Below are 25,099 nucleotides of genomic sequence, written 5' to 3'. Positions count from 1 at the left end.
TAAATAGTTTTGTATAGCTCGCTTCTATATTGTCACGTCAAATTTAATTTAACTGTTTATAGATTACTACTAGATTCAATCCTAAAGGCTGGGAAAGACCCAACCCTTAATTTTTGGTTGAGAAATCTTGGGTTGAGAAACGAAGCAGCTAATCTTTAGCCTTTTGGCCCTAAACCGATTTTGCCTGCATACACGGCGCGATCGCCTAGTTCTTCTTCGATTCTCAACAGACGATTATACTTGGCAACCCTTTCACTACGGCACAAAGAGCCAGTTTTGATTTGTCCTGCGCGGGTAGCAACCGCCAAATCGGCGATGGTTGTATCTTCCGTTTCTCCCGAACGATGGCTGATCACAGAACGATAACCGCTACGAGTTGCTAGATCAATAGTTTCTAAGGTTTCTGTCAAAGTGCCGATTTGATTTAACTTAATCAAAATAGCATTACCCACTTTAAGATCGATACCTTTTTGCAGTCTAGTCTTATTGGTAACAAACAAATCATCTCCCACTAGCTGAATTTTCGACCCTAACTTATCCGTGAGAATTTTCCAGCTATCCCAATCATCCTCGTGTAGAGCGTCTTCAATGGAGATGATGGGGTATTTCTCAACCAATTCTGCCATGTAGTCAATAAATTCTTCTGGAGAATGAGCCTCACCGTCATAGGTATACTTGCCATCAGCATAAAATTCACTAGCAGCCACGTCCATCGCCAGGGCGATTTCTGACCCAGGCTGATAGCCCGATTTTTCAATAGCTGTAATCAGTAGGTCTAAAGCTTCCTGATTTGAGCCTAGATTGGGCGCATACCCCCCTTCGTCCCCTACTCCAGACAATAGACCTTTTTTCCCTAAAACTTGGCTTAGAGTGGCAAATACTTCCGCTCCCCAGCGCAGAGCTTCGCGAAAAGAATCTGCTCCCACGGGCATAATCATAAACTCTTGAAAATCAACATTGTTATCTGCATGAGAACCACCGTTAATCACATTCATCATTGGCACTGGCAAAACGTTAGATAGCGGCCCGCCCAGATAACGATAAAGAGGTAGTTCTACTTCTGCTGCTGCTGCTTTTGCTGTCGCCAAAGACACGGCTAAAATTGCATTTGCCCCCAAGTTTCTTTTGTTAGGAGAGCCATCGCGATCAATCATAATCTGATCAACTGTTGCTTGTTCTAAAGCATCCACATCGATCAACTCGGGAGTAATTTTTTCCTTAACGTTACGGACGGCGATTAAAACTCCTTTACCTCCGTAACGGTTTTTGTCCCCATCGCGCAATTCATGGGCTTCAAAACTTCCTGTGGAAGCTCCACTAGGTACTTGAGCCAAACCGACTGTTCCAGTCTCTAGTCGCACTTCTGCTTCGATGGTGGGACGACCACGAGAATCTAAAATCTCTCTTGCGGCGATCGCTTCAATTACGGCTTCTGATTGGTTAAGCATCTATTCTCCTATTTAAAGTTTGAGACATCTCGACAAAGATGCAGGCGAAAATTAATATATCTTTTTTTGTGACTGTAACGTTAATTTAAAACCTAGCCTCCAAAATTTGTCGGGACGAACAACCGCTCGCCCTGACTGAAAGTTTAGCTACTATCTCCTCTCTAAATATTGATTTAGGCAGAAATTAGGCAGAAATCAACATTTCTGTTTCTTTGGCAGCCATGCTTAAAATTAAGTCGATCGCTCGATTGGAATAGCCCCATTCATTGTCATACCATGCCACAACTTTAAAAAAGTTACTGTTTAATTCCATACCAGCAGTCGCATCAAAAATACTAGAGTGGGGATCGCCAGTAAAATCAGTAGAAACTACGGGATCGCTGGTGTAGCCTAAAACTCCCTGCATTTCCCCCTGGGAAGCGATCGCCATAGCTTGGCAGATTGCGTCATAGCTCGTCGCCTGTTCGGTATGAAAAGTCAGATCTACTACCGAAACATCAGGGGTCGGTACTCGCATTGCCATTCCTGTCAGCTTACCTGCCAACTGTGGTAATACTAGCGCCACTGCTTTTGCTGCCCCTGTGGAGGCGGGAATAATATTTTGACCTGCACCACGTCCTGAGCGCAAATCTTTCTTATTAAAGCCATCTACCGTTGGCTGAGTAGCTGTCACGGCGTGAATAGTGGTCATCAAACCTTCTTTTAAACCAAAGTTGTCATCAATCACCTTGGCAATGGGAGCAAGACAGTTAGTGGTGCAACTGGCATTAGAAACGATCGCATCAACGCGGGGATCGAATTGGTTGTGATTAACTCCCATCACGAGGGTTTTAACCTGGTCAGGATCTTTAGTTGGGGCAGAGATCACCACTCTGTTTGCTCCAGCAGTTAAATGTTTTGACGCGCCCTCATAGGTAGTAAATAATCCAGTGGCTTCCACAACATAATCTACCTGGTATTCTCTCCAGGGCAATTCTTCAGGATTTCTCACCGAAATACAGGGAATATATCGCTCGTTAACTACAATTCCCTGATCCTGCGCTTCTACGCTGCCCTTAAAACGACCATGAGTAGAATCATATTTTAAGAGATAGGCGATCGCTTCTGCGGGAACTAAATCATTAATGCAAACAAACTCAATCTGTGGATTATCTATTCCAGCCCGAAATACCAAACGACCAATGCGTCCAAAGCCATTAATTGCTACTTTGACGGTTGCCATGATTACTCCTTGAAATTAATTATGTATCAGGTATATGTGAGATCAAAAAATGCTTGTTTGCCCCAGTAATCTTGCTTGCGGTTTTTGGGGCTTAATCACTATTAAATCCACAAAAGCAATTTTTTTAAACAGTGAAGTGCTTAAGAAAAAATAAATTTTAGTCAACAATCTGATGATCATTATCATGCTCGAGCCTGACTTTTTATCTCTTGTTGTTGAATCATAATCGAGTATTTTAATTAAAAATTTACCCTTAATGTTCAACGTCTTCTTTAATCTTGATTGGTTTTAAGCTCAAATATAGCTACATTAAATTTACCCATAGCTAAATTGAAAACATGAGCAATGAATCAAAAGCTAACCAGGATCTTAAGCAGCTACTAATCAATAAAGTTTCCGAAACAGCCATCTCCAGTCAAGTACAATCCGCTGGCAATATAGATGTAAACCTAGAAAGCAATATATCTCAACTACTCAAAGGAGAAACAACTTCTCTTAAATTAGTGGGGGAAAAAATTATTGCGGTTAAAGATATTCATCTGGAAAAAATAGATATCAGTTCCCAGGATCTGTCCCTGGATTTGACCCAGGCGCTTTTAGGCAAAATCACTTTTGAACAGCCAGGTAACTTTCAAGTCAAACTAGTCTTTACCCAGTCAGATTGCGATCGCTTACTAAATTCTGAATATGTCAGGACTCTCTTACAAAATTTATCTTTAACAATCGATCAACAATCAGCCAGTTTTCATCTTCAAGAGTCTGAATGTAACTTAGAGCAAGATGGAAAGTTGTTTTTAAACACCACAATTGTTTTAAATCGAGAACAACAGATTAAGACTGTAAGATTCAAAATCGCCTTACAGTTTTACCAAGCTGGTTTAGGTATTAAATTTATGGGGAGTCGCTATCTTGGGGATCAAACTTTTGATTTAGACGAAATTATAGCGATTATGAATAAAGTTCGTGACTTACTTTACCTGCGGCACTTTGCCAATGAAGATTTAGCCTTAAATATTACAAGCATTCAAATCGAAGACCAACAACTAATGATCAAAGGCAATACCCAAATCAAAAGATTACCCGACTCCATTTCTCAATCAATAAAATCTATGAGCGCCCAAATAAATGACGAATGATGATTGCTCATTGCTCATTGCTCATTGCTCATTGCTCATTGCTCATTGCTCATTGCTCATTGTTCATTGTTCATTGTTCACTGTTCATTATCAGCCTAAAATCTTAAAATAAAAAAAGTAAGAAACTACTAAAAAAATATGTTAGGAGTGTTAGGAATTGATAGATCGAGAACAGCAAGCCCCTCAGCTACCTAAACTACCAACTTCCGCAATTGAGACAGAAGAGGGTTTACAGGCAAATACCCAAAGCTGGTTTGAATATCCAGTTAAAGCTCAACCCCACCACACTGACTATGCAGGTATAGTTTGGCATGGTACTTATTTAACCTGGATGGAAGAAGCAAGGGTAGAATACTTAAGATCGATTGGAATTGAGTTTGCCGACTTAGTGGCAAGGGGTTGCGATCTACCAGTGGTGGAACTTTCCCTGCGCTATCATCTGCCAATTCGTTTGGGAGTATCTGCCCTAGTCAAGGTTCGCTTAGTAGAAAGCATAGGAGTCCGTATCAGTTGGGACTATGAAATACAGTCTTATGATCGACAAGAAATATTCTTAACGGGGAAAGTCATCCTAGTGGGAATAGATCGCGAAAAAGGTAAGATTATGCGTCAGCTACCATCAAAAGTTCAAGAAGCATTAGTGAAACACACTACAGTCTAATTAAAGTCACAGCAATGTTGCCGCCAAAACAAATATCTACATCAGTTCCCAGAGTGCGATCGCGTTTAGCATATTCTCCTTGATAATAATAAGTGTCCCCCTCAACTCGATAATCCACAGGTAAGGGGGCAATACTTGGTTCACACAAAATGATTTTGGGTTCAGGCTGATCTGCTTCCAGGTGGGGTAAATTAACGTTCCAAAAGCTACCAGGAGGCAAAGGACGAGCTAGCAAATCTTCTAACACTCTACTTGTCCAGCGCGTCGCCACCGACCAATCGATCACCAGAGGATTTTTAATCCAGTGAGAAATAGCGATACCAGGAATGCCATGAATTGCAGCTTCTCTCACCGCAGCTACTGTACCCGAAATATAAACGTCTATACCCAGATTTCCTCCTGCATTAATCCCCGATAAAACCAACTTTGTATTAGTCGCTATCTTGGTAATAGCCACGCGAGTACAGTCAACAGGAGTTCCCTCTAAGACATATTCACTGGGGGATATTTTTTTGAGCTTGATACCTTGATTAGTTGTGACCTGATGTCCACAGCCAGAAATGGGTTGATGAGGAGCAACAATAGTGGTGCTTTCTGAGATAGCTTGTTGCAAAGCTCGAAGCCCAGGGGCATTAATGCCATCGTCGTTAGTTAAGATAATTGTCATTTAGTTGCTGAGAACTCTGGTAAATAGAAATATATCATTCTGTAGAAATTTGAATTTAAATGCCGATTCTTGCTTTAGTTTAGCGAATAGAGCCTTGGTTATCGTCTCAGCTTTCCTCACTCACAACGGTGTAAATTGAGCAAAACACCCACAAATTTTGTCAATTGTGCAGAGTTATACATCCTGACTAAATTGATTCCAGTGGAGTTTCTAGTCGAGAAGTTAATTTTCAAACTTGATTACTATCAAATTATTGACCTAAATAAGCTTCTAAGACTAAATCATTGCTTTGAATCTCCTCTGGTGTGCCTGATGCAAGATTAGTTCCTTCGGCTAAGACCCAAACGCGATCGCACAAACTCATAATCACGTCCATGTTATGTTCAATAATTAAAAAGGAAATGCCCTGCTGATTCCAGTTAACAATATGTTCGCAAATCTGATTAATCAAGGTGGGGTTGACTCCTGCTGCTGGTTCATCCAGCAAGATCAGCTTGGGATTAGTCATCAAAGTTCGAGCCATTTCCAACAGCTTTCTTTGTCCTCCAGATAATGCTCCTGCATAATCGTGAGCCTTGGCTGCCAAGCCGACAGATTCTAAAATATCCATTGCTCTAGCTTTATTAGCTCGTTCCTCGACTCTTAATTTTTTTTGTTGCAACCAAACCTGAACAAAATTTTCCCCTGTCTGATTCGGTGTAGCCAAGAGCATATTTTCTAACACTGACAAACGGGACAAGACTCTGGCTACTTGAAAAGTACGGATAAACCCTCGCTTGGCAATCTGATGGGATGGTAGATGATCAATTGGCTGATGATCGAACAAAATTTTACCATGATCTGCCTGAATAAAGTTAGCCAGCAAATTAAACAAAGTTGTTTTTCCTGCTCCATTAGGACCAATTAACCCTGTAATGCTGCCTTTTTCAACCTCTAAGCAAGCGTTATTAACTGCCTTGATCCCACCAAAACTTTTCGATAAATTTGTTGCTTGGAGCAATAACTCCGTTGATGAATCTAACTGCACTTAACTTCCTCAACAATATTCTGTATTCTGTGCGTGACAATTTTAGCTAAAAGGGTATCAAAAGTTTTCATTCCTTAGCTTTAAATTTTGATTCATCTGAATGACAACTCAGTAAGTGTCCAGTATTTAAAACACATCCGATTAAAGAAAAATTAAGGTAGTAAATACAATGGAGAGAACGGAGCAAATTGCAATTCATTAATGACTCAGTCAAAATCGCCGCAAAATTTAGCTACTTTGGACTCAAACAGAACAGATGAATTAAATTCGCGTGTATCTCCTTGGTTAGCTAAACTACTCTATCCCCTTGGATGTTATCTAGTAATACCAGGCTTTTTTGGCAAAATTGAAATTTTCGGACAGGAAAATATTCCTCGACACGACCCCGTAATCGTTGCCCCAACACATCGTTCTCGCTGGGACGCTTTTATTGTACCCTATGCCATTGGTCGGTTAGTCAGTGGTCGAGATTTACGGTTTATGGTTTCGGCTAATGAAGTAAAAGGTATTCAAGGTTGGGTAATCCGCCATATGGGCGGTTTTCCAGTGGATACTGAACGACCTCAGTTAAATAGTGTGCGTCATAGTATTGAACTATTAAAGTCGAACCAGGAAATGCTGGTCATTTTTCCTGAAGGAGGTATTTTTAATGACTATCAAATTCATCCCCTTAAAAGAGGTGTAGCGGCGATCGCTCTTCAGGCAGAAACAGATAAATCAGAGATAGGGGTTAAAATATTACCTGTAGGTATACGCTATAGTCAGCCCTACCCCACCTGGGGAGCAGATGTCAGGGTAGATATTGGTGTACCAATCGCAGTCAAAGAATATCATGGCAAATCATTACGCCAAAGCTCTCAAAAGCTAACCGCAGCTTTACAAGAGAGTTTAGAACAACTGTATAAAGCTTAAAACTATCTAGTTTTTTAAGATCTTGACATTAAAAACTAACATAAATAAAATTTCTAATTTACTATAGAGAAATCTTAAATGCTAAGTAAGATGCTCAATAGTTTAAAATATCCATGTCACATCCTGAGCCTAGAATTCAATGCTCCAACTCTCAATGTCTAGCCTCTAATGATTTAGAAGCTATTCTTTGTGATCGATGTAATACCCCCATAATTAGACGCTACTTATGGAGTAGCCAAGCGATCGTGAGCGAGCAAAAGCAAACCCTGATTCAGGAGCGATATTTAGCTTTAACTGAGCAAATATTTCTGGATACTCAACCCAGTAGCCCACCTTTGACCCCTGAAGAAGTTCCTCCAGAAATAGTAGTTTATCTCCAGCTTTTTTCCTATTATCCTCATATTCCTCAACCTTATGGTTTATTAAGCGATCGACAGATTTGGTTGTTTGATTACGGGACTGTCCCTGCCAGTTCTACAGGAGAACTAGCGTATCCTCAAGAGTTAATTCCTAAAGCTCAAGATTTATGGTTTGGTGCAACCCCTCTACAACAGTTAAACTGGCTTTGGCAAATTGCCAAGCTTTGGCATCCTCTCTCACAAAAGGGTGTAGCAGCTACTTTATTAGAGCCTAACCTGATTAGAGTTAACGGACAGATCCTACAGTTACAGCAGCTACAGATAGATATTGATCGGGCTGCAAGTCTTCAAGATTTAGGCAATCTTTGGTCTCGATGGGCGACTCATGCCCATCCCAATATTAAAGAAGTAGTCTTCAAGCTGGCTAGCAATTTAGAGACAGGAGTTATTGCTCAAGCAAATCAACTAGTGGGATTACTTGATCGAGCAATCTCTCTTTATTGTCAGACTCAACAATATTCTTACCAGACATATGCCCAAAGCGATTCTGGTCCTAGCCGTAGTAACAACGAGGATGCAGCTTATCCCCTCTTTTCCCATCCTCAGGAGATTACGGCGACTCAAAATGGTAAAAATGGCTTGGCGATCGTTTGTGATGGTGTAGGCGGTCATGACGGTGGCGAAATTGCTTCAGGAGAAACAATCGATTATTTGCAAGGTAAAATTTCTGCCCTGAAGCTAGACAAACTAAAACCACACAAAATCTCTAGCAAGTTAGCCCAATATATCAAAGATGCTAACGATTTAATTAATCAGCGCAATGACGCTGAACATCGTCAGGAAAGACAGCGCATGGGTACAACTTTAGTGATGGCTCTTGCTCGCGCCCAAGAAATGTATCTGGGTCATATTGGTGATTCGCGCATTTATTGGATCACTCGTAATAGTTGTCATCAAATGACTGTTGACGACGATCTGGCTTCTAGAGAGGTTCGTTTGGGCTATGCCTTGTATCGAGATTCTTTACAATATCCTTCAGCGGGTGCATTGATTCAGGCTCTGGGCATGAGAGGTTCGGCAGCGCTCCATCCAAACTTGCAACGATATATCATTGATGATGAATGTGTTTTCTTACTTTGCACCGATGGTTTAAGTGATTTTGACCGGATCGAACAGCAATGGAGACAAAGTATTCTGCCACTTTTAGAAGGAAAACAAGACCTTGCCAGCACAGTCAAAGATTTGATTGCTTTAGCCAATGACAAAAATGGTCATGATAACGTAACAGTGGCGCTAGTTCACTGTCAAGTAAATCCTTTGCCTGGTAGCTCACAAGCTGCCGTCTCTTGGTCTGACCTGGAAATTGTTTTGACAGAATCTGCCCACTGGTCTGAAAACGATCAATTTGACTCTGATCCCGCAGATATTTCTCCTGGTGAGGCATCCCTACCACCAACTAAGATCACAGAAAAACAGATTTCTGAACCAATTGGCGAACCTTTAACAACTACCAAACAGTCAAAATGGATGAAAATTCTCATTTTCGCCCTAGTCCTAGCCACAATTGTTGGTTTATTCGCCTATAAACTGCGACAAGACTCCTTAGATCCAGACCCTGACCTTACGCCACCTTTACCCAACCCTACAGAAACGAATTCTTAACAACAAAGCGTACAGAATGTTTTGGTATGATCGCCAGCTAATTGATGCTCCCCAGTTACATCTGGATCTTAATGACCCTGGCTTATGTTATGGGGCGACTAGCTTTACCACAATGCGTGTCTATGACAAGTTCCTCAATCATCCTTTTACTAGCTGGCTGGCTCATTGCGATCGCCTAAAAACGTCTTTATTAGCATTTGGTTGGCAGCAACCTGATTGGCAGCAGCTAAGGCAAGGTGCAGAAATATTAGCGGAATTTTTTCCTGTCTTAAGAATGGCAATATTTCCCGATGGTCGAGAGTGGATCACAGGACGCAATTTACCTGCTAATCTAGAGGAATTTCAAACTACTGGTATTACAGCCTGGGTAGCTCAAGATTCTTTATACCGTCGAGATTTACCTCAATATAAAACAGGTAATTATCTCTCTGCCTATTTAGCGCGTAATCAAGCAATAAGTCGTAAGGCTCAAGAAGCAATTTTGGTCGATACTCAGGGTAATTGGCTAGAAACCAGTACAGGCAATCTTTGGGGGTGGAAAAATGATTGCTGGTATACTCCTGGTTTAGACTCAGGAATTTTAGCAGGAATTGCGCGATCGCGCTGGCTTGATTTCTGCCAAAGCCGAAAGATTAAGGTGATTGAAAATATTTGGCATCCAGAATTTATCTCTACCCTAGAAGCGATCGCCTACAGTAATTGTGTGGTAGATTGGCTGCCAATCAAAACAGTTATAAATGGAGCAAAAACAACTAGCTATATGCTTAAACAACTTGAATAGTCAGTAAAAAAATATTGATATTTTTATCAATATTAGCTAATTGGCGATCGCCCAAATATTCGGCTTTGCTCAGCCGTTAAGTAGCTAATTCGTCAACTAGTTGCTCAATTTTGCTTATAGCTATACCAGGACTACTAGCCTCACTATCAATCAGTAATTTTTCCATCTCGGTAACTTGATGATTAATCTGATCTAGAGTATCTTGCAAAGGCTGTAGCTCATGCTGATAAAAATCTATCTGGGACTGCGTTGCTGCTGTCTGAAGATTTAGCTCATGCCATTTGTCCTGTAGTTGAGCAATTTCCTGCTCTAGCTGGCTTTTCTGGGTTCTTTCCTGCTCCAGCTTTGCTATCAATTCCTGAATATTTAGTTTACTCTGGTTTACTTCTGAGTTTAACTGTTGTTGCTGTTGTTGTAGCTCTTGCTGTTGCTGTTCTAAAGTTTGTTTGATGGGAGTTAAGTCAATATCTTGAATTGCTGACTCAAAATCAAAATCAACAATTCCCTGGCGACGTTTTAAGACTCTAGAGTGTTGCAACAAAACTTGATGCCTCTCTTTAAGAGAGCGCCGTTGCCCGACCAAAGTTTGATCTAGCATCTTTTTCGCTTCTTTCTCATCGGCTAATTCTTGCTCCAAAGTCAAGCGCTCAAAATCATTAACTTGAGACATTTTAGCTTCTAATTCCTCAACCGCCTTACATTGCCAACTCAGTTCTTCTTCCTGATCATTGACAAATCGAGCTACTTTCTCCAAATCTTTTTTCAGGCTTTCGACGATAGTTTCTAGGTTAGGCAGAGGAATATTTTCTAATTTTTCGAGATCGATTTTGGCTGTACCTTCAGCATCCGTTGACGAACCCGATAAAATCTCGAACATCTTGTGATGACTTTCTGACTGAAGATTAAAAAACTGTATTAGCTCCTGTTGAACATCTAAAGATTTTTGTTCTATTTCTAATTGCTGTTCCGCTTTGGCGATCGCTTCTTGCAAAGATTTAAGTTGTGCTTTTTTGGCGCTCAATTCTGTAGTCATACTATCAAGATCTTGTCGCTTGATATCAATCTCAGCTAAGTTGTGAGTTAAATTGTCCCAGTGAGACTTCATTGTCTGTTGTTGAATTGCCACGGCTGATTCGGCTTGTTTAAGCTGGTTACGAAGAGTATTAACAGCTTCATTTGCACTAGCAATAATTTTTAACTGTTGCTTAAGTTCGTCAGCTTGATGGTGATCCAAGGTATTAGCCTGCTTTAGCCGTTCATCCAAGCTATTTTGCTGACCTCGTAATTGCGCCCAAGCACCTTCTAGTTCAGCACTTTTTGCCTCAAAATCTGCTCTAATGCTGTCAGTTTCTGCCTGAGCCTGAGCAATTTCAGCTTTTTCTTGTTCAAACTGCTTAAACTCTTCTTCCATCTGCTCAACCTGTTCGAGGCGAGCTTCCATTTCAAGCTGTCGCCGACTCAATTCTTCACTTTGAATTGCCAAAGACTCTTTCCACTGACTGATTTCTTGCTCTTGTTCTTGGTTCTTTTCGACTAAACGAGAGAAATTTTTTAAAATAGCAACGATTTTTGACGAAGCCAACTCGATTTTGCCTTGTACTTGTCGATTAGTGCCTAAATTGACCACAATTAAAGCGCCATCACCAAAATCATTTGCTTCTTCAGCAGCAATTAATTCATTGCCAACTACACCCCAACTTTGATCGTTGCGTTGACAAGCTATGAGCTTAAGCTTTGTTTCTACGCCACTCATAAACCCTTTACTTTGTTTTTGTATTTCTGCCAGATATAGCACTATGCGCCTTCCTCTTGATTTCTTCTGTGCAGGAACTCAGAAAAATTAAGCTTTTCCAGTTTACTGCTGATTTATTAAAACAACCAGACTAAATTAAATTTCGACCTCTAATTTGACTTTGGCGTAAAACTTCAGGGAATTGAATATTTGTTACATAACGAGCATTTATATGTTATTCATGACGTTAGTGTTGATAACTATAATTTAAGCTAAAGCAAGAATAATAAGTCATAGAGTCATAGTTAACTAATTTTATTTTACTTAAATGATCAATAGCTACCCAGCAATTAATGCCTAGAATAAACTCAAGTTTAATTAAAGTTTAATTAAACTGTTTTTGCCAAAAATAAAAACTCAAGATTATGTCATGTCTAAAATATTTTCGGACTTCAAAATTTTTATGATATCTAGATCTACCAATGAATAACATACATTTAGGCTAGTTGGGTAATAAGACATTTTCGCTTAAATTTAGATCAAACCTAAAGTGGGTTAACCAAAAAAGAAACTTGTTTAAAATATATGTTGTTGATGACGTGGCGATTGGTTAAAAAGTAGAGTATATTCTGAAGCGGAGAGGTTACGAATCAAGTAATTTTATTAATAATAAGTGAATTTAAGTACAGGTTTAGCTTCTATTAATTTAATGATTTGCCAAGTAGACTTAACTTAAGTGTGACTTTTCGTAGATAGCATGTTATGAGCAAAGTTCTAATCGTAGAAGATAGTCTGGCGCAGAGACAAATGATTTCAGATCTCTTAAAAGATAGTGGTCTTAAAGTAACGGTTGCTTGCGATGGCGTAGAAGCTTTGGAGCATTTAGAGACATTTAGTCCTGACATAGTCGTAATGGACATCGTTATGCCTAGAATGAACGGCTATGAATTATGTCGTCGTCTAAAATCTGATCCAAAAACACAAAATGTTCCTGTGGTAATGTGTTCTTCTAAAGGTGAGGAATTTGATCGCTACTGGGGCATGAAGCAAGGTGCAGATGCTTACATAGCTAAGCCGTTCCAACCAGTTGAACTGATTGGAACAGTCAAGCAGTTGCTTCGAGCTTAGAGCAAAATTATTTTTTAGGTTATCTGGCTAGCAGTCTGTAAATAGTATTTACAACTACAACAAAATTTTATGGTTAATAATCCAGAATTATATACTGAGAGCGGTCTAGATCTTTCTCTAGACATTAAACCCCTCGAAAATCCAGAGGGAGAACTACATCTACGCTTTTATTTGGCATCAGGAGAAGCCTGTGCTTTTCCAGCTACAGGTATAGCCGAAGTAATGCAGCAAACTCCCGATCAGATTGCTCCAATTCCCAATGCCTCTCCTTTACTATTGGGAACTATTAACTTACGAGGTAGGGTGATTTGGGTTGCTGATTTAGGACAGTTTTTGGGAGATAGCGTAGCCTTGAAAACCGATCGCCCTAGTATTCCTGTAATTGCAATTGAAGATCAAGAACAAATTATTGGGTTAGCAATTGATAGTATTGGCGAGATGGATTGGCTAGATGTCGAACAACTAGCAATTCAGCAACCCCCAGCAGACACAATGGCTCCTTTTGTCCAGGCTCAATGGCAAACTGATGATGAGAACAAAATGCTCATTAATTTGTTAAATCCAGCCAAGATTTTAAGGTCGGCACGATGGGCATCTTGATACCAGGATAATTAATCTCTAATTATTAAGTTAAAACTTCTTCCTATTGAGCATTTTAAGCATTATTTGAAAAAAACAGCCTCTGTTGCTTTTCTTGTTACTTATATAAACTTAGAGTCATCGTCAAGTTAAAAGCTTAAAGTGGGAACTCATCAGTACAAGCAATAAAAATTTAGATTTAATTGGCAAAAAGCATCATGGCATCAGGAACTAATTATTCTCAGGAATACGGACAAGCAGAAAAAGCCTATCTAGAAAGTAATTTCGCTCAAGCAGCAGAAATAATCGATCATTTAGCCGATGAATTTCCCAATGATCCAAATGTCTTGTTGCTGCGTGGTCACATCTATTGCTATGGCTTTCAAAACTACGACTTGGCAAAACAGCAGTATGAAAATGTCTTAAGCTTAAGCGATTCAGATAATCTGCTCGATTTTGCCCGTAGCGGGATTGAACAGATAGAACAGCTTCAGGAACAGTCCGAACTAGATGAACAGTCATTTGAGAATGAAGATTTAGGGTATGCAAATGATTTGAGCGACATGGCTCTTCCTGATGAACAAGCTTATGAAGAAGGTTTTGAAAGTGACAATTCTGCTGTCAACCAAAATTACGAGGTGGATTTAGAAGATGGAGATGCTGATGGTAATCCTTTCGACCAGTCATCAGCAGAAGCAGAATTAGTTTCAATGGAGCAAGATGAGGGCGAAGATCCTTTTGCTCCATTTGAATCAGAGCTCATTTCTCCTCCATTAGACAATCCTCTCCCTGAAGTAGAACAACCCAGTGTTGATCATAGTTCTGCTTTTATGATGGATGAAGAAGACAACCATAATTTACCCAACTATACGGCAGAAGATTTTGCTATCAGCCAAAATGATTATGACAATGACTACGATGACAGCTCGGAACTAGAAATTGATACTGTTTTAACTGAACCCTTTGCCATGGGGAATGATAAAGATTACGCTCAGGAAAACATTTCTGAACAAGATGAAGTAGATTACCAAGACGAGTTGGAATTTGATGAAATTGATAGTAGCTTTTTCGATCTTGAAGAATTAGAACAAGGACTTCCCGATACTGGACTGTTCAACGTAGTAGAAGATCCAAGTAGTGGCAGTACGAATTTTTCGAGTAGCCTGGTTGCTGAATCTGATTCCATCGAGCCTGATGAAATTGCCATCAGTGAAGTTAGTCCTACTACTACAACTTCTTTTATTAGTTCCCAGGAAAAACCAGAAATTGAAGTTAAACAGGGAGCTTTAGCTAAGTTTATTAATGCTCCTATGCAGCAAAAGCAGCTAGCTACGGCTGGTGCTACAGGCTTAGTTTCAGCGATCGCCGTTTTAATAATTGGGTTAATTGGTTCTAGTGTTACGGCACGTAATCCAGACCGAACTATGCAAGAAGCTATTCCCAATAACATTTTGTTAGCTTTGGTGGCTGGATTATCCAGTGCGGGGACAGCTGCTGCGATTGGTAATATTACCGCCAAACATGTTACTAAAACCAGTCAAGATCTACAAAGTCAGTTTGATGATGTTTATCAGGGTAATCTTAATGCTAAAGCGACAATCTATTCTCAAGATGAATTTGGTAAGTTAGCGTTAGGCTTTAACCGCATGACACGAGTTATCTTGACAACCACCCAGGAAGCACAAAGAAGAGCGGAAGAAACCGAACAGGCAAAAGAAGATTTACAGCGCCAGGTGATTCGATTACTAGATGATGTAGAAGGTGCAGCCAGAGGAGATTTAACCGTACAAGCAACCGTTACCGCCGACGTTCTGGGGGCAGTTGCTGATGCCTTTAACTTGACTATTCAAAGTCTACGCGAAATTGTGCGCCAGGTAAAACAAGCTGCCGAACAGGTGAACCAAGGTTCGACTGATAGTGAACTATTTGCCCGTAACCAATCGAGTGAAGCGTTACGGATGGCAGAAGAATTAGCAGTTACTTTAAATTCAGTCCAGATGATGACTGAATCGATTGAAAGGGTAGCTGAAAATGCTCGTGAAGCAGAGGAAGTTGCTCGTTCGTCGTCGGTAACTGCGCTCAAAGGTGGTAAGGCGGTAGAACGTACTGTATCAGGGATTTTCCAAATTAGAGAAACGGTATCAGAAACGGCTCGTAAAGTAAAACGACTAGCCGAAGCATCGCAAGAAATCTCCAAAATTGTGCTATTGATCTCCCAAATTGCCGAAAGAACCAACCAACTAGCTCTTAATGCCTCAATTCAGGCAGCAAAAGCGGGTGAAGCAGGTCGAGGTTTTGCAGTGGTTGCAGATGAAGTTAGACAGCTTGCCGATCGCTCTGGTAAATCTTTGAAAGAAATTGAGCAAATCGTACTACAGATTCAAAGTGAAACGGGGTCGGTAATGACTGCCATGGAAGAAGGTATTCAGGAGGTAATTGACGTAACCGAAAGAGCGGAACAGGCGAAAACTGCCCTAGAAGATATTATTCAGGTATCGAATCGCATTGATACCCTGGTACGCTCCATTACTGCTGATACTGTCGAACAACGAGAAAACTCGCGGGCGGTAGCGCAGGTAATGCAGTCAGTAGAATTGACTGCTCAAGCTACCTCTCATGAGTCACAAAGGGTTGGTGGTGCGCTACAAAGTCTTGTAGGTATTGCTCGTGGTTTACTTTCTTCTGTAGAAAGATTTCGTATTGATAAGGGAGAATCGTAAACCAAAGCTACTCTATAATTAATCTCAACTATAGCTTCCGCCAACAGAGCGATTAGGCTTCGCCCAGCCTTCGGATCGCCTTGCCTAGAGACTTTGATAATTCTTCATCTGCGACAATTCCCTCTGTATTTAAACCTCTACCTGCAAGGTTGAGAGTTAGGTTAGCTGGTTCAACAATTTGAGCCGACATGGTGACTAATATTTCTCTAAGAGAACTCAAAGCAATAGTCGCCCTGGGATTTGTATTAATTAACGCTACGAGTTTGCCAGGAAATTCGGTGCTGCTTACTAGCCAGTCAAGAGCATTTTTGCATGAACCAGGAACACCATGAGCATACTCTGGACTAGAGATCATAATTGCGTCACTAGATTTGATTTGTTGACGCAGAGAAATCACTGCATCGGGTAAAGGCTCACAATCTAAATCTGGATTGAAGTGTGGTAAGTTTGCCAGTCCAGAGTAAAGAATAATTTCTATTTCCTTTGGAGCTAAAATACTGGCAGCCTGTAAAACAGCCGTATTAGACGATTTGGCTCTCAAACTACCTGAGATAGCTAAGATTTGCAGATTTTTCATTTGAGTAACAAAATATATCAGTGCTGACATGAAGGTGGACAAAAAATACTTTTAAGTCAAAGCAAAAACGTTTCAAGCGGATTTATATTGTTCTTCAGATAGTAAATGCTCAAAACTAACAAACATTAGGCGATCGCAGGTGGTTCATCTGAAAGCTTAGAGCTTAAAGCTTTTTGATTAAAGCAAAGTACAATAATACGAGTAAACCATAACTTATTTCTACACTTAAGCTAGATAAGTTACCCTACATATCTCTTACATAATCTTGAACCAGCTTTATGGATGCTTTTGCCTTAGTTCCACCAGAATGGACAAAATCCGCAGGTCATGCCCTCAATTTTTGTTGTCCCAATTGTCAAGCAGTACCAGCAAAGGCACAAAGTGTTTGGTTAAATCGTCGCGCTCCTGTAAGCGTCGCTAATAAACGCAAATATCAAGAGTTTTATCAGTGTAACTGTGGTACTGCTTGGTGGGGCTGGAGTGACGATCGTCCGCCCTCAGAATTGAGCGATACTTAAGCTTGGCTTTTTTAGTACCCAAAAAGGCTCTATTCTAAGATATGACTCTAGTTACCTACTCAAAGAATGCAGTTTGACAAAATTCTGATCGCCAATCGAGGAGAGATTGCTCTACGTATTTTACACACCTGTGCTGAAATGGGCATTGCTACTGTAGCCGTACACTCTACTATCGATCGCCAAGCTCTTCACGTTCAGTTGGCCGATGAAAGTGTCTGTATTGGACCTCCTCCATCGGGTAAAAGCTATCTCAACATTCCCAATATTATTGCTGCTGCTTTAACTCGTAATGCCACGGCGATTCATCCTGGCTATGGCTTTCTGGCAGAAAATGCTCGCTTTGTGGAAATTTGCAACGATCACCAGCTAACTTTTATCGGTCCCTCAAAAGAAGCGATGTTGGCGATGGGGGATAAATCGACCGCCAAGAAAACGATGCAGCAGGCAAAAGTACCTACTGTCCCTGGTAGTAATGGTCTACTACGGGATGAGTCAGAAGCTAAAGCGATCGCCTCTCAAATTGGTTATCCTGTGATGATTAAAGCTACCGCAGGCGGTGGTGGTCGAGGAATGCGCTTGGTACGAGAAGAAGCGGAGCTAGTTAGAATGTTTCAGGCTGCTCAGGGTGAGGCGGAGGCTGCTTTTGGTAACGGCGGGGTTTATTTAGAGAAGTTTGTCGAAAATCCGCGACACATTGAGTTTCAAATTCTGGCTGACAGTCACGGTAATGTCGTTCATCTGGGAGAGCGAGACTGTTCGATTCAGCGTCGTCACCAGAAACTCTTGGAAGAAGCCCCCAGCGCGGTATTAAGCGCGAAACTACGCCAGAAAATGGGAGACGCTGCGGTTAGAGCAGCTAAATCAATTAATTACGTTGGTGCAGGGACAATTGAGTTTCTGCTCGACAAATCGGGGGATTTTTACTTTATGGAAATGAATACCCGTATTCAGGTAGAACACCCTGTAACCGAAATGGTCACAGGCATAGACTTGATTGCCGAACAAATTCGGGTGGCTCAAGGAGAAAAACTAAGATTTACCCAAGAGCAAGTGGAACTTCGTGGTCACGCGATCGAATGTCGAATTAATGCTGAAGATCCTAAGCACAATTTCCGTCCCCAACCTGGACGCATTAGTGCCTATTTACCGCCAGGAGGACCAGGAGTAAGAATGGATTCTCATGTTTATACTGATTATGAGATTCCTCCGTATTATGACTCTTTGATTGGCAAACTAATTGTCTGGGGTGAAAACCGTGATGTAGCAATTAAGCGGATGCGACGAGCTTTAAGAGAATGCGCGATTACAGGAGTTCCTACTACCATTGAGTTTCATCAGCGAATTTTAGAAACTCCCGCCTTTGTTAAAGGAGAAATTTACACCAATTTCATTGCCGAGCATCTTAGTGATGCGATTTCATAATCAATCACTAAAATGAGATCAATCCAAATGAGATCGCTAACTATGTTTGTAGGTTATGTAATTCAATTTATAAGACACAAATGAAGTATTCTGTAGTAAGTTGCAAGGTATATGATATTAATCGAGCTAAATCGAATTACATTAGTAGCAATGATTTGTGGCTTTATTGCTGGCTCATTTAATTTTGCTCTGGAACACTTTTTAAAAAAAATTAGGACAGAACAACAGACAGTTAGTTTAAAAAAGTTAATCAATAAGTTTTTTTATCTAAGTTTTACATATTCAATTATTAATGGTGCAACAACCTTTGTCTTAGCTATTTGGGATACTTCCACAACTACTGCTCAACTCAACAGATTTAGTCTGGCGATGGCTGTATTCTACGGAACAATGCCCATTCATGATCGATTTTGGTCTTTTGTCTTCTCTCAATTAATAAAAATTAAAAAAATCTCAACTCAATCAATGAGATAAATATTAAATATTAATTATCTTAATGTCTAAATATTGGCGATCGCCCAAGGGAAAATGCGTATACTAAACAAGCCTATAGTATCTCGACTTATACAAAACTACTTTTCTGTTTGATGCGATTACCCTACAGTAACGAACGGTTGATTGATTGTGGAACTGTAGCTCACACTCTAAGATCGCTTTGTCGGTAAAGTCTAATGATTTAGAGCCATAGTAATCAATCCTTGCTGACCAACTAAAATTTCTCTCAGCAGAGTACACACCCCAACTAAAATAATTGGTGTAATATCAACTCCCCCAATCGGCGCAACTAGCTTACGTAGAGGCTGAAGAAAAGGCTCAGTTGGCCAAACCACTAGACTAAACGGAAACTTGCCTAGCTCTGCTTGAGGATACCAAGTAAGGACAATTCTAAAAATAAACAAAATTGTCATTAATCCTAATAGCAAGCTAAGGCCGAGGGTGGTGATAGTTGAATTCATAATCTCAAACTAAATGTTAAATGCCAGAGATAAAGATTACTTAATGTAAATATATATTATGTATTGTACTGTTGTTTGAGAACCTCGATGCCTTTAAGGCAAAATAAATCCAATAAAAATAATCGAACAGCCAACATCATAATAAACTTTAGTTTTGGTTAAAAAACTTTTAGAATTATAAAAGAACGTAAACTATTAACTATTAAAGTTAAAACCAAAATATAGTCAGGATAAAAAATTATGACCCCTTCTCTATTCAATTTTCTTTTAAGTATCGGTTTGGGTGCAGTAATCGTAGTTATTCCCGCAACCATTGCTTTAATCGTCCTGAGTCAAAGCGATAAAATCGAACGGGGATAAACTAGCTGGCTGATTCTAGCTACCAAAACATAAGCAATTAGACGGCGGAATCATCTCTAAATTAGAGAAAAGGTAATATTACCAAGGTTTCGCCGTTGTATTTTAAGTTGGAATTTTAGTTTTAGAAACTAGTTTTAACGTCCCAATTTAATGCCAAAAGAGATTGGGTAATCAGAGAAGATACACTACTTAAGATTAGGTATGGATAGAATAGGTGTTAATTAAAACCAAGAGAATTTAGATTGGGAGAGTATTCATGGTCAATTTAGGGGGCGGCCCAGCTTTTATTTTGGGTCTGTTTTTAGCAATAGCAGGGGCAGGTTTATTCTTCCTGCGCTCAATTCGCCCAGAGTTGGCAAGGGATTATGATATCTTCTTTGCTGCTGTAGGTTTATTATGTGGCGTTATTTTAATTTTTAATGGTTGGCGACTCGACCCGATTTTACAATTTAGCCAATTTTTGCTAGCGGGTACAGCAGTTTTCTTTGCTTTTGAGAGTGTGAGAATGCGCGGTGTAGCAACGGAACAAGCTAGACGCAACACAGCCACTGTGGATCGCGATCGCCCTGTGAGTCGCACTAGAGTCTATACTGAGGCGGAATTAGATAAAATCGACCCTTATGATAATGTTTATGAAGGGGCCGAGCCTAACTACAGCAGTCCTAGATTAAGAGGCTACGACGATCCAACACCTCGCTCTAATCGTCGTCCTGCCAGCCGAACTAGAACTGCACCAGCAGCAGATCTGAGGGATGAAGCACCTAGACGTAGATCACCTCGTAGCCGTCCTGAAAATAGAGATTCTGTAGCCAGAGACATTCAAGGAGATTATCCTACTGGTACACCTCGCGATGAAACTTCGCGTCCGCTACGCGATCGTTATGGCAACGAAGAACCTAATAGTCGTTCTCCCCGTCGTCGTCCTGCGGCAACCGCTAGAGATGCCTATGATGAGTGGGATGATGTTCCTAAACCTGCTTCCCGTCCTCGTCGTCCCACGAACCCTGCTGTAGATAGTTACGATGAACGCGATCGCAAACCTGTTCGTGAAAGCTATACTCCCCCCACTGAACCTAGACGCAGACCAAACCCAGCGGATTTAGGTAGAAGCTATGAACCAGACGAGGATTACCCTGAGAATGATGCAGGGGATAATTACAATGATTCTGACATAGGAAGAAGTTATGATGATGAGCAAAAGCCGATTCCTGGAGATTATGTTGTCGATTATCAGCCTCTAGACAACGGAGGAACTGATTATGCAGACGATGATTACGATGACTCTGCACAGGATGATTACGATAATGACTATGATTCAGAAAATAGTGACTCTGAGCAAGATGATTATGACGACTATAATGACTCACCTCAACGTCGCACACCAATCAATTTCAACAACAACTACGACTAATTAAAGCACAACACAAAGTATGGATATACTATCTACTTAGACACCCTAATAAAAACGATCGCTTTAAATTTTCGCTCAATTGCAGCTAAATTTGATAAGCTTGAGCTTGCATTTGCCAAAGATAAGCATATTCTTTTTGCTGCTGTAACAATGTCTCGTGAGTTCCTTGTTCTATGAGTTTACCTGCTTTGAGAACTATAATTTGATCGCACATAGAAACAGACGCAAGGCGATGAGTAACTAAAATCGCTGTCTTACCTTTGACTAATTCTGAGAAACGGCTGTAGATTTCGTATTCGCTGCGAGGATCTAAAGCTGCCGTCGGTTCATCTAAGACTAATAGCTGTGCTTGTTGTTCGCGGATAAAGGCTCTGGCGATCGCAATTTTTTGCCATTCTCCTCCAGAAAGTTCTGTCCCATCAAATTGTTTACCTAACAAGGTTTGGTATTGGTGTTCTAGGCGCTCTATCTTTTCGGCAATTCCCGCTTTTGTTGCTGCCAATTTTAGGTGATCTAATTTATCTATGGCGGTTAAATTTCCCAAGGCAATATTTTCGCCGACAGTTAAACTATAGTGACAGAAATCTTGAAACACTACTGCTATTTGTTGTCGCCACCGATCTATATCTAGCTGTTTGAGGTCGATCCCATCTACTAAAATTCTGCCTGCACTAGGATCGTAAAGTCGAGCTAAAAGTTTAATGATGGTGGTTTTTCCTGCACCATTTTCCCCCACTAAAGCTAATGTTTCACCTGCTTTGAGGGAAAAAGAAACCCCCTCTAATGCCAGCCTGCCATCGGGGTAAGCAAAAGATACATTATCAAAGACAATTGCTGAGGCGATTGGGTTGGGAATATTTTTATTACTGACAGTAAGATCCATCGTTGGCTTGCTGTCTAAAAACTTAAACACACGCTCCATAAATATTAGAGCTTCTTGCAAACCCAAAAATTCTGAAACCAAAACCTGCAAGCTGGTTTGAATCGAATTTAAAGCTTGAATAAATAGCAAGATATTTCCTGCGGTAATCTGCTTATTTACTGCTTGTACTACTACTCGAGAAAAGGCGATCGCGCTACCCCCAGCACTTAAAATTTCCCAGATACTTAAGCTCAAAGCCTTTTTACCTCTTATCTTACGCATGGCTTGATATTTATCGTCAAAAGCTTCTTGATAGCGTTGCCTAAATAATGAACCTAATCCAAACAGACGCACTTCTTTGGCATAAGTATCTGTTAAAAGTACGGAAGAATAATATTTCATCCTACGAGATTGAGGACTTTTTGATGACATTGTTGTCCAAAGATCCCATTGAATTTTAAAAGTAAAATAAACCTGGGGGAATGATGTAGCTAAAAGTAATAGAGGAATCCACCAGCCAAGAGGAAATAGCAAAACCAACATTGTCACGAGATTGAGCAAATATTGACAGCCATTACCAAAAAACAGAATTAGATTAAAGGGTTGTTGGTTTACTTCTTCTTCAATTAATTGAATTTCATTGTAAAAATTAGCGTCCTCAAAATAAATCAAATCAACAAAGCTATTAGCTTTATTAAGAATTAGTAGATTAATATGTACCGTAAGTTTTTCAGTGGTATTTCTCAAACTAGCATCATAAAATGGCTCTAGAATACTTTGTAATAAAATTGCTCCTACCCAAGCAATAACTAGAGAAAATAAACTCTGATAATTGTCTAGTTGCTGAGAGTTTAGACCACCTGCTACAGCGTCAACTATTTGTTTATTAATCCAGATACCGAACCCAGGAAAGATACCTCTTACCAACATAGTAAAAGTTATAAACGCGACTTCTTTGGGAGCAGATTGCCAGATCAAGGGCAACGAACGTAGCAAAATTTGGCTATATTTAGCGAATAAATTGAAATATTGCATTTGTTTTAAACTTTAAAACTCAAACTATGTCCTGCAATTAGGCACAAAAGCAAACTGTTATACCTTTAATATCTGCGTCTTTTTGTACCTAGTAAATATTTGAGGGGTGCAGGAACTACTTCATGGCTGCAATATTCTACTTAATAGACTCACAAATGGAAATTACTAGTGGTTAATGTATCATTTTTGCTAGTAGGTGACAAGTTTCTCAGTCCTTTTGGCTGAATTATCAATTGATTAAGTATTTATGTAACATTTTTGTCAAGATTGCTAAAAAAACTTAAGATAATGTTTTTTAACCATAACTTTGCTGTAAATCTACAATAAGCAGACTTTTGGTATTTCTTATGACCGATAGTAAATATATTCTCGCTCTCGATCTTGGTACTACAGGCAATCGAGCCATTTTATTCGATCGCCAAGGGAATGTTGTCGATCAGGCATATCAAGAATTAACCCAATATTATCCCCAACCAGGGTGGTTAGAACACGATGCAGCTGAGATTTGGCAAGCTGTTAGTAGCTGTATGCAGCAGGTGATTACAGAGAAAAAAGTAAACCCTCAAGAAATTGCCGCAATTGGTCTAACGGTACAGCGAGAAACCTGCTTACTCTGGGATAAAACCACAGGAAAACCATTGCATAAGGCAATTGTCTGGCAGGATCGCCGTACTGCCGATCGCTGCGATCGCCTAAAAGCCCAAGGCAAAGCCGAAGTGATCGAGCAAACTACAGGTTTGGTTTTAGATGCTTATTTTTCGGCGACTAAGTTAGGCTGGCTAATTGATTGGGTTAAGGAGCATCAACCTGATACCAATTGGGATAACGTCATGGCTGGAACAATTGACACTTGGGCATTGTGGAATTTAACAGGTAGAAAAGTTCACGCTACAGACGTGAGTAATGCCAGCCGTACTATGTTAATGAATCTCGATACCCAAGACTGGGATGAGTCTTTACTGGAATTATTTAACATTCCTCGCCAGATTATGCCTGAAATTAAACCCAGTATGGGTATATTTGGCAAGAGCGAACGCAATATCTTAAATGCTGAAATTCCGATTACGGCAATCTTTGGCGATCAACAGGCTGCTTTATTTGCCCACGGTGGAGATCGCCCTGGACTAGTTAAATGTACTTATGGCACGGGATGTTTTATCGTGGCGCAGACAGGAACAACGATAACGCGATCGCATCATCGGCTTCTTTCTACAGTGGCGTGGAGTACTAAAGAGCAAACTAACTATGCCCTGGAAGGGGCAATCTTTACAACAGGAGCTTCGATTCAGTGGCTACGGGATGGCTTACAGCTGATTAACGATGCAACGGAAACTGAGGCTTTATGTAATCAGGTAGAAAATACCCATGGAGTCTACTTTGTTCCCGCTCTTAGTGGTTTGGGTGCGCCTCATTGGGATATGAAAGCTAGGGGAGCTTTTATGGGTATTACAGGGGGTGTTAAACGAGAACATATGGTACGGGCAGTTTTAGAAGCGATCGCCTATCAGGTCAAGGAAGTAGTTGATGCTATTAATCAAGATAGTGATTGTCCTGTGACCCTGCTTAAAATTGACGGTGGAGTGGCGCAAAATAACTTTTTGACTCAGTTCCAGGCAGATGTCTTAGGAGTGACCTTAGAGCGCCCCAAAATGCTTGATGCTACCGCTCAAGGAGCAGCCTTTGGTGCAGGATTAACTATTAACTTTTGGTCTGACTATCAAAAATTAGTTAGCGATCGCCAAGTAGAAAAGATCGAGCCAGGTATCGGACAAGCCCAGGCACAGGAAAACTTTGCCATGTGGTCAAAAGCGGTTGCCAGGGCTAAGAATTGGATTGAATAAAGAATGCTACTACCTACTACCTACTACCTACTACCTACTACCTACTACCTACTACCTACTACCTACTACCTACTACCTACTAC

General features: G+C 40.4%; 22 protein-coding genes. 14 read left to right on the top strand and 8 right to left on the bottom strand.

What is annotated here, in order from left to right:
• Positions 1 to 155 precede the first annotated feature (155 nt).
• Complete coding sequence (gene eno / locus C7B62_RS09135; protein ID WP_106235052.1) at positions 156 to 1,448, bottom strand: phosphopyruvate hydratase; 1,293 nt, start codon at positions 1,446 to 1,448, stop codon at positions 156 to 158.
• A gap of 184 nt (positions 1,449 to 1,632) precedes the next feature.
• Positions 1,633 to 2,670 (bottom strand): type I glyceraldehyde-3-phosphate dehydrogenase, encoded by a 1,038-nt coding sequence (gene gap / locus C7B62_RS09130; protein WP_106235050.1) that lies wholly within the window; start codon positions 2,668 to 2,670, stop codon positions 1,633 to 1,635.
• 338 nt (positions 2,671 to 3,008) lie between these two features.
• On the opposite strand from gap, the gene C7B62_RS09120 reads away from it, so the two are divergent.
• Positions 3,009 to 3,806, top strand: coding sequence for a DUF2993 domain-containing protein (locus tag C7B62_RS09120; RefSeq protein WP_106235046.1), 798 nt, complete (start codon positions 3,009 to 3,011; stop codon positions 3,804 to 3,806).
• A gap of 160 nt (positions 3,807 to 3,966) precedes the next feature.
• Complete coding sequence (locus C7B62_RS09115; RefSeq protein WP_106235121.1) at positions 3,967 to 4,467, top strand: thioesterase family protein; 501 nt, start codon at positions 3,967 to 3,969, stop codon at positions 4,465 to 4,467.
• On the opposite strand, the gene surE is transcribed toward C7B62_RS09115, so the two are convergent.
• Together surE and C7B62_RS09105 are read right to left on the bottom strand one after the other, a co-directional pair.
• A complete protein-coding gene (surE, locus tag C7B62_RS09110; protein ID WP_106235044.1) occupies positions 4,457 to 5,134 on the bottom strand; it encodes a 5'/3'-nucleotidase SurE in 678 nt (225 codons plus the stop codon). The genes C7B62_RS09115 and surE overlap by 11 nt on opposite strands.
• 250 nt (positions 5,135 to 5,384) lie before the next feature.
• A complete protein-coding gene (locus tag C7B62_RS09105) occupies positions 5,385 to 6,161 on the bottom strand; it encodes an ABC transporter ATP-binding protein (RefSeq protein ID WP_106235041.1) in 777 nt (258 codons plus the stop codon).
• Positions 6,162 to 6,362: 201 nt separating this feature from the next.
• On the opposite strand from C7B62_RS09105, the gene C7B62_RS09100 reads away from it, so the two are divergent.
• From C7B62_RS09100 to C7B62_RS09090, 3 genes are all read left to right on the top strand, one after another.
• On the top strand, positions 6,363 to 7,073 hold the full coding sequence (locus C7B62_RS09100) for a 1-acyl-sn-glycerol-3-phosphate acyltransferase (protein ID WP_106235038.1): 711 nt from the start codon (positions 6,363 to 6,365) through the stop codon (positions 7,071 to 7,073).
• A gap of 113 nt (positions 7,074 to 7,186) precedes the next feature.
• Positions 7,187 to 9,094 carry a PP2C family serine/threonine-protein phosphatase gene (locus tag C7B62_RS09095; protein WP_106235036.1) on the top strand — a complete coding sequence of 636 codons (1,908 nt, stop codon included), beginning with the start codon at positions 7,187 to 7,189 and terminating at the stop codon, positions 9,092 to 9,094.
• 16 nt (positions 9,095 to 9,110) lie between these two features.
• Entirely contained in the window at positions 9,111 to 9,875 is a 765-nt protein-coding gene (locus C7B62_RS09090) for an aminotransferase class IV (RefSeq protein ID WP_106235034.1), read from the top strand.
• Between the two features lie 76 nt (positions 9,876 to 9,951).
• Here the strand turns inward: C7B62_RS09090 and hmpF are convergent, their stop codons facing one another.
• Entirely contained in the window at positions 9,952 to 11,670 is a 1,719-nt protein-coding gene (gene hmpF / locus C7B62_RS09085) for a pilus motility taxis protein HmpF (protein WP_106235031.1), read from the bottom strand.
• Positions 11,671 to 12,369: 699 nt separating this feature from the next.
• Here hmpF and C7B62_RS09080 point away from each other — a divergent pair.
• The 3 genes from C7B62_RS09080 (at position 12,370) to C7B62_RS09070 (ending at position 16,034) form a co-directional block, all read left to right on the top strand.
• Positions 12,370 to 12,735, top strand: coding sequence for a response regulator transcription factor (locus C7B62_RS09080; protein ID WP_106235029.1), 366 nt, complete (start codon positions 12,370 to 12,372; stop codon positions 12,733 to 12,735).
• A gap of 69 nt (positions 12,736 to 12,804) precedes the next feature.
• Complete coding sequence (locus C7B62_RS09075) at positions 12,805 to 13,335, top strand: chemotaxis protein CheW (RefSeq protein ID WP_106235026.1); 531 nt, start codon at positions 12,805 to 12,807, stop codon at positions 13,333 to 13,335.
• Positions 13,336 to 13,532: 197 nt separating this feature from the next.
• Entirely contained in the window at positions 13,533 to 16,034 is a 2,502-nt protein-coding gene (locus tag C7B62_RS09070) for a HAMP domain-containing methyl-accepting chemotaxis protein (RefSeq protein ID WP_106235023.1), read from the top strand.
• Between the two features lie 52 nt (positions 16,035 to 16,086).
• On the opposite strand, the gene C7B62_RS09065 is transcribed toward C7B62_RS09070, so the two are convergent.
• Positions 16,087 to 16,611, bottom strand: a complete 525-nt coding sequence (locus tag C7B62_RS09065; RefSeq protein ID WP_199194119.1) for an NADPH-dependent FMN reductase — start codon at positions 16,609 to 16,611, stop codon at positions 16,087 to 16,089.
• A 278-nt stretch (positions 16,612 to 16,889) separates the two neighbouring features.
• Between C7B62_RS09065 and C7B62_RS09060 the strand changes: the two genes are divergently transcribed.
• From C7B62_RS09060 to C7B62_RS09050, 3 genes are all read left to right on the top strand, one after another.
• On the top strand, positions 16,890 to 17,129 hold the full coding sequence (locus C7B62_RS09060; RefSeq protein WP_106235021.1) for a hypothetical protein: 240 nt from the start codon (positions 16,890 to 16,892) through the stop codon (positions 17,127 to 17,129).
• 66 nt (positions 17,130 to 17,195) lie between these two features.
• On the top strand, positions 17,196 to 18,551 hold the full coding sequence (gene accC / locus C7B62_RS09055; RefSeq protein ID WP_106235019.1) for an acetyl-CoA carboxylase biotin carboxylase subunit: 1,356 nt from the start codon (positions 17,196 to 17,198) through the stop codon (positions 18,549 to 18,551).
• A gap of 111 nt (positions 18,552 to 18,662) precedes the next feature.
• A complete protein-coding gene (locus tag C7B62_RS09050) occupies positions 18,663 to 19,025 on the top strand; it encodes a hypothetical protein (protein WP_106235017.1) in 363 nt (120 codons plus the stop codon).
• A gap of 194 nt (positions 19,026 to 19,219) precedes the next feature.
• Here the strand turns inward: C7B62_RS09050 and C7B62_RS09045 are convergent, their stop codons facing one another.
• A complete protein-coding gene (locus C7B62_RS09045; protein WP_106235015.1) occupies positions 19,220 to 19,507 on the bottom strand; it encodes a YggT family protein in 288 nt (95 codons plus the stop codon).
• A 240-nt stretch (positions 19,508 to 19,747) separates the two neighbouring features.
• Here C7B62_RS09045 and psbX point away from each other — a divergent pair, with 240 nt between their 5' ends.
• Together psbX and C7B62_RS09035 are read left to right on the top strand one after the other, a co-directional pair.
• On the top strand, positions 19,748 to 19,867 hold the full coding sequence (gene psbX, locus C7B62_RS09040; RefSeq protein WP_106235012.1) for a photosystem II reaction center X protein: 120 nt from the start codon (positions 19,748 to 19,750) through the stop codon (positions 19,865 to 19,867).
• Positions 19,868 to 20,123: 256 nt separating this feature from the next.
• Positions 20,124 to 21,278: a Ycf66 family protein gene (locus tag C7B62_RS09035; protein ID WP_106235009.1), complete on the top strand. Its 1,155-nt coding sequence runs from the start codon at positions 20,124 to 20,126 to the stop codon at positions 21,276 to 21,278.
• Positions 21,279 to 21,363: 85 nt separating this feature from the next.
• On the opposite strand, the gene C7B62_RS09030 is transcribed toward C7B62_RS09035, so the two are convergent.
• The gene (locus C7B62_RS09030) at positions 21,364 to 23,175 is read right to left on the bottom strand and encodes an ABC transporter ATP-binding protein (protein WP_106235006.1); all 1,812 of its coding nucleotides are present in this window, start codon (positions 23,173 to 23,175) and stop codon (positions 21,364 to 21,366) included.
• A gap of 347 nt (positions 23,176 to 23,522) precedes the next feature.
• Between C7B62_RS09030 and glpK the strand changes: the two genes are divergently transcribed.
• Complete coding sequence (gene glpK, locus C7B62_RS09025) at positions 23,523 to 25,016, top strand: glycerol kinase GlpK (RefSeq protein ID WP_106235003.1); 1,494 nt, start codon at positions 23,523 to 23,525, stop codon at positions 25,014 to 25,016.
• The last annotated feature ends 83 nt before the right edge of the window (positions 25,017 to 25,099 follow it).

It is taken from the genome of Pleurocapsa sp. CCALA 161 (genome assembly GCF_003003995.1).
Classification (GTDB): domain Bacteria; phylum Cyanobacteriota; class Cyanobacteriia; order Cyanobacteriales; family Xenococcaceae; genus Waterburya.
Note: the sequence above shows the minus strand (reverse complement) of the source record. Positions and strands in the feature narration are given on the sequence as shown.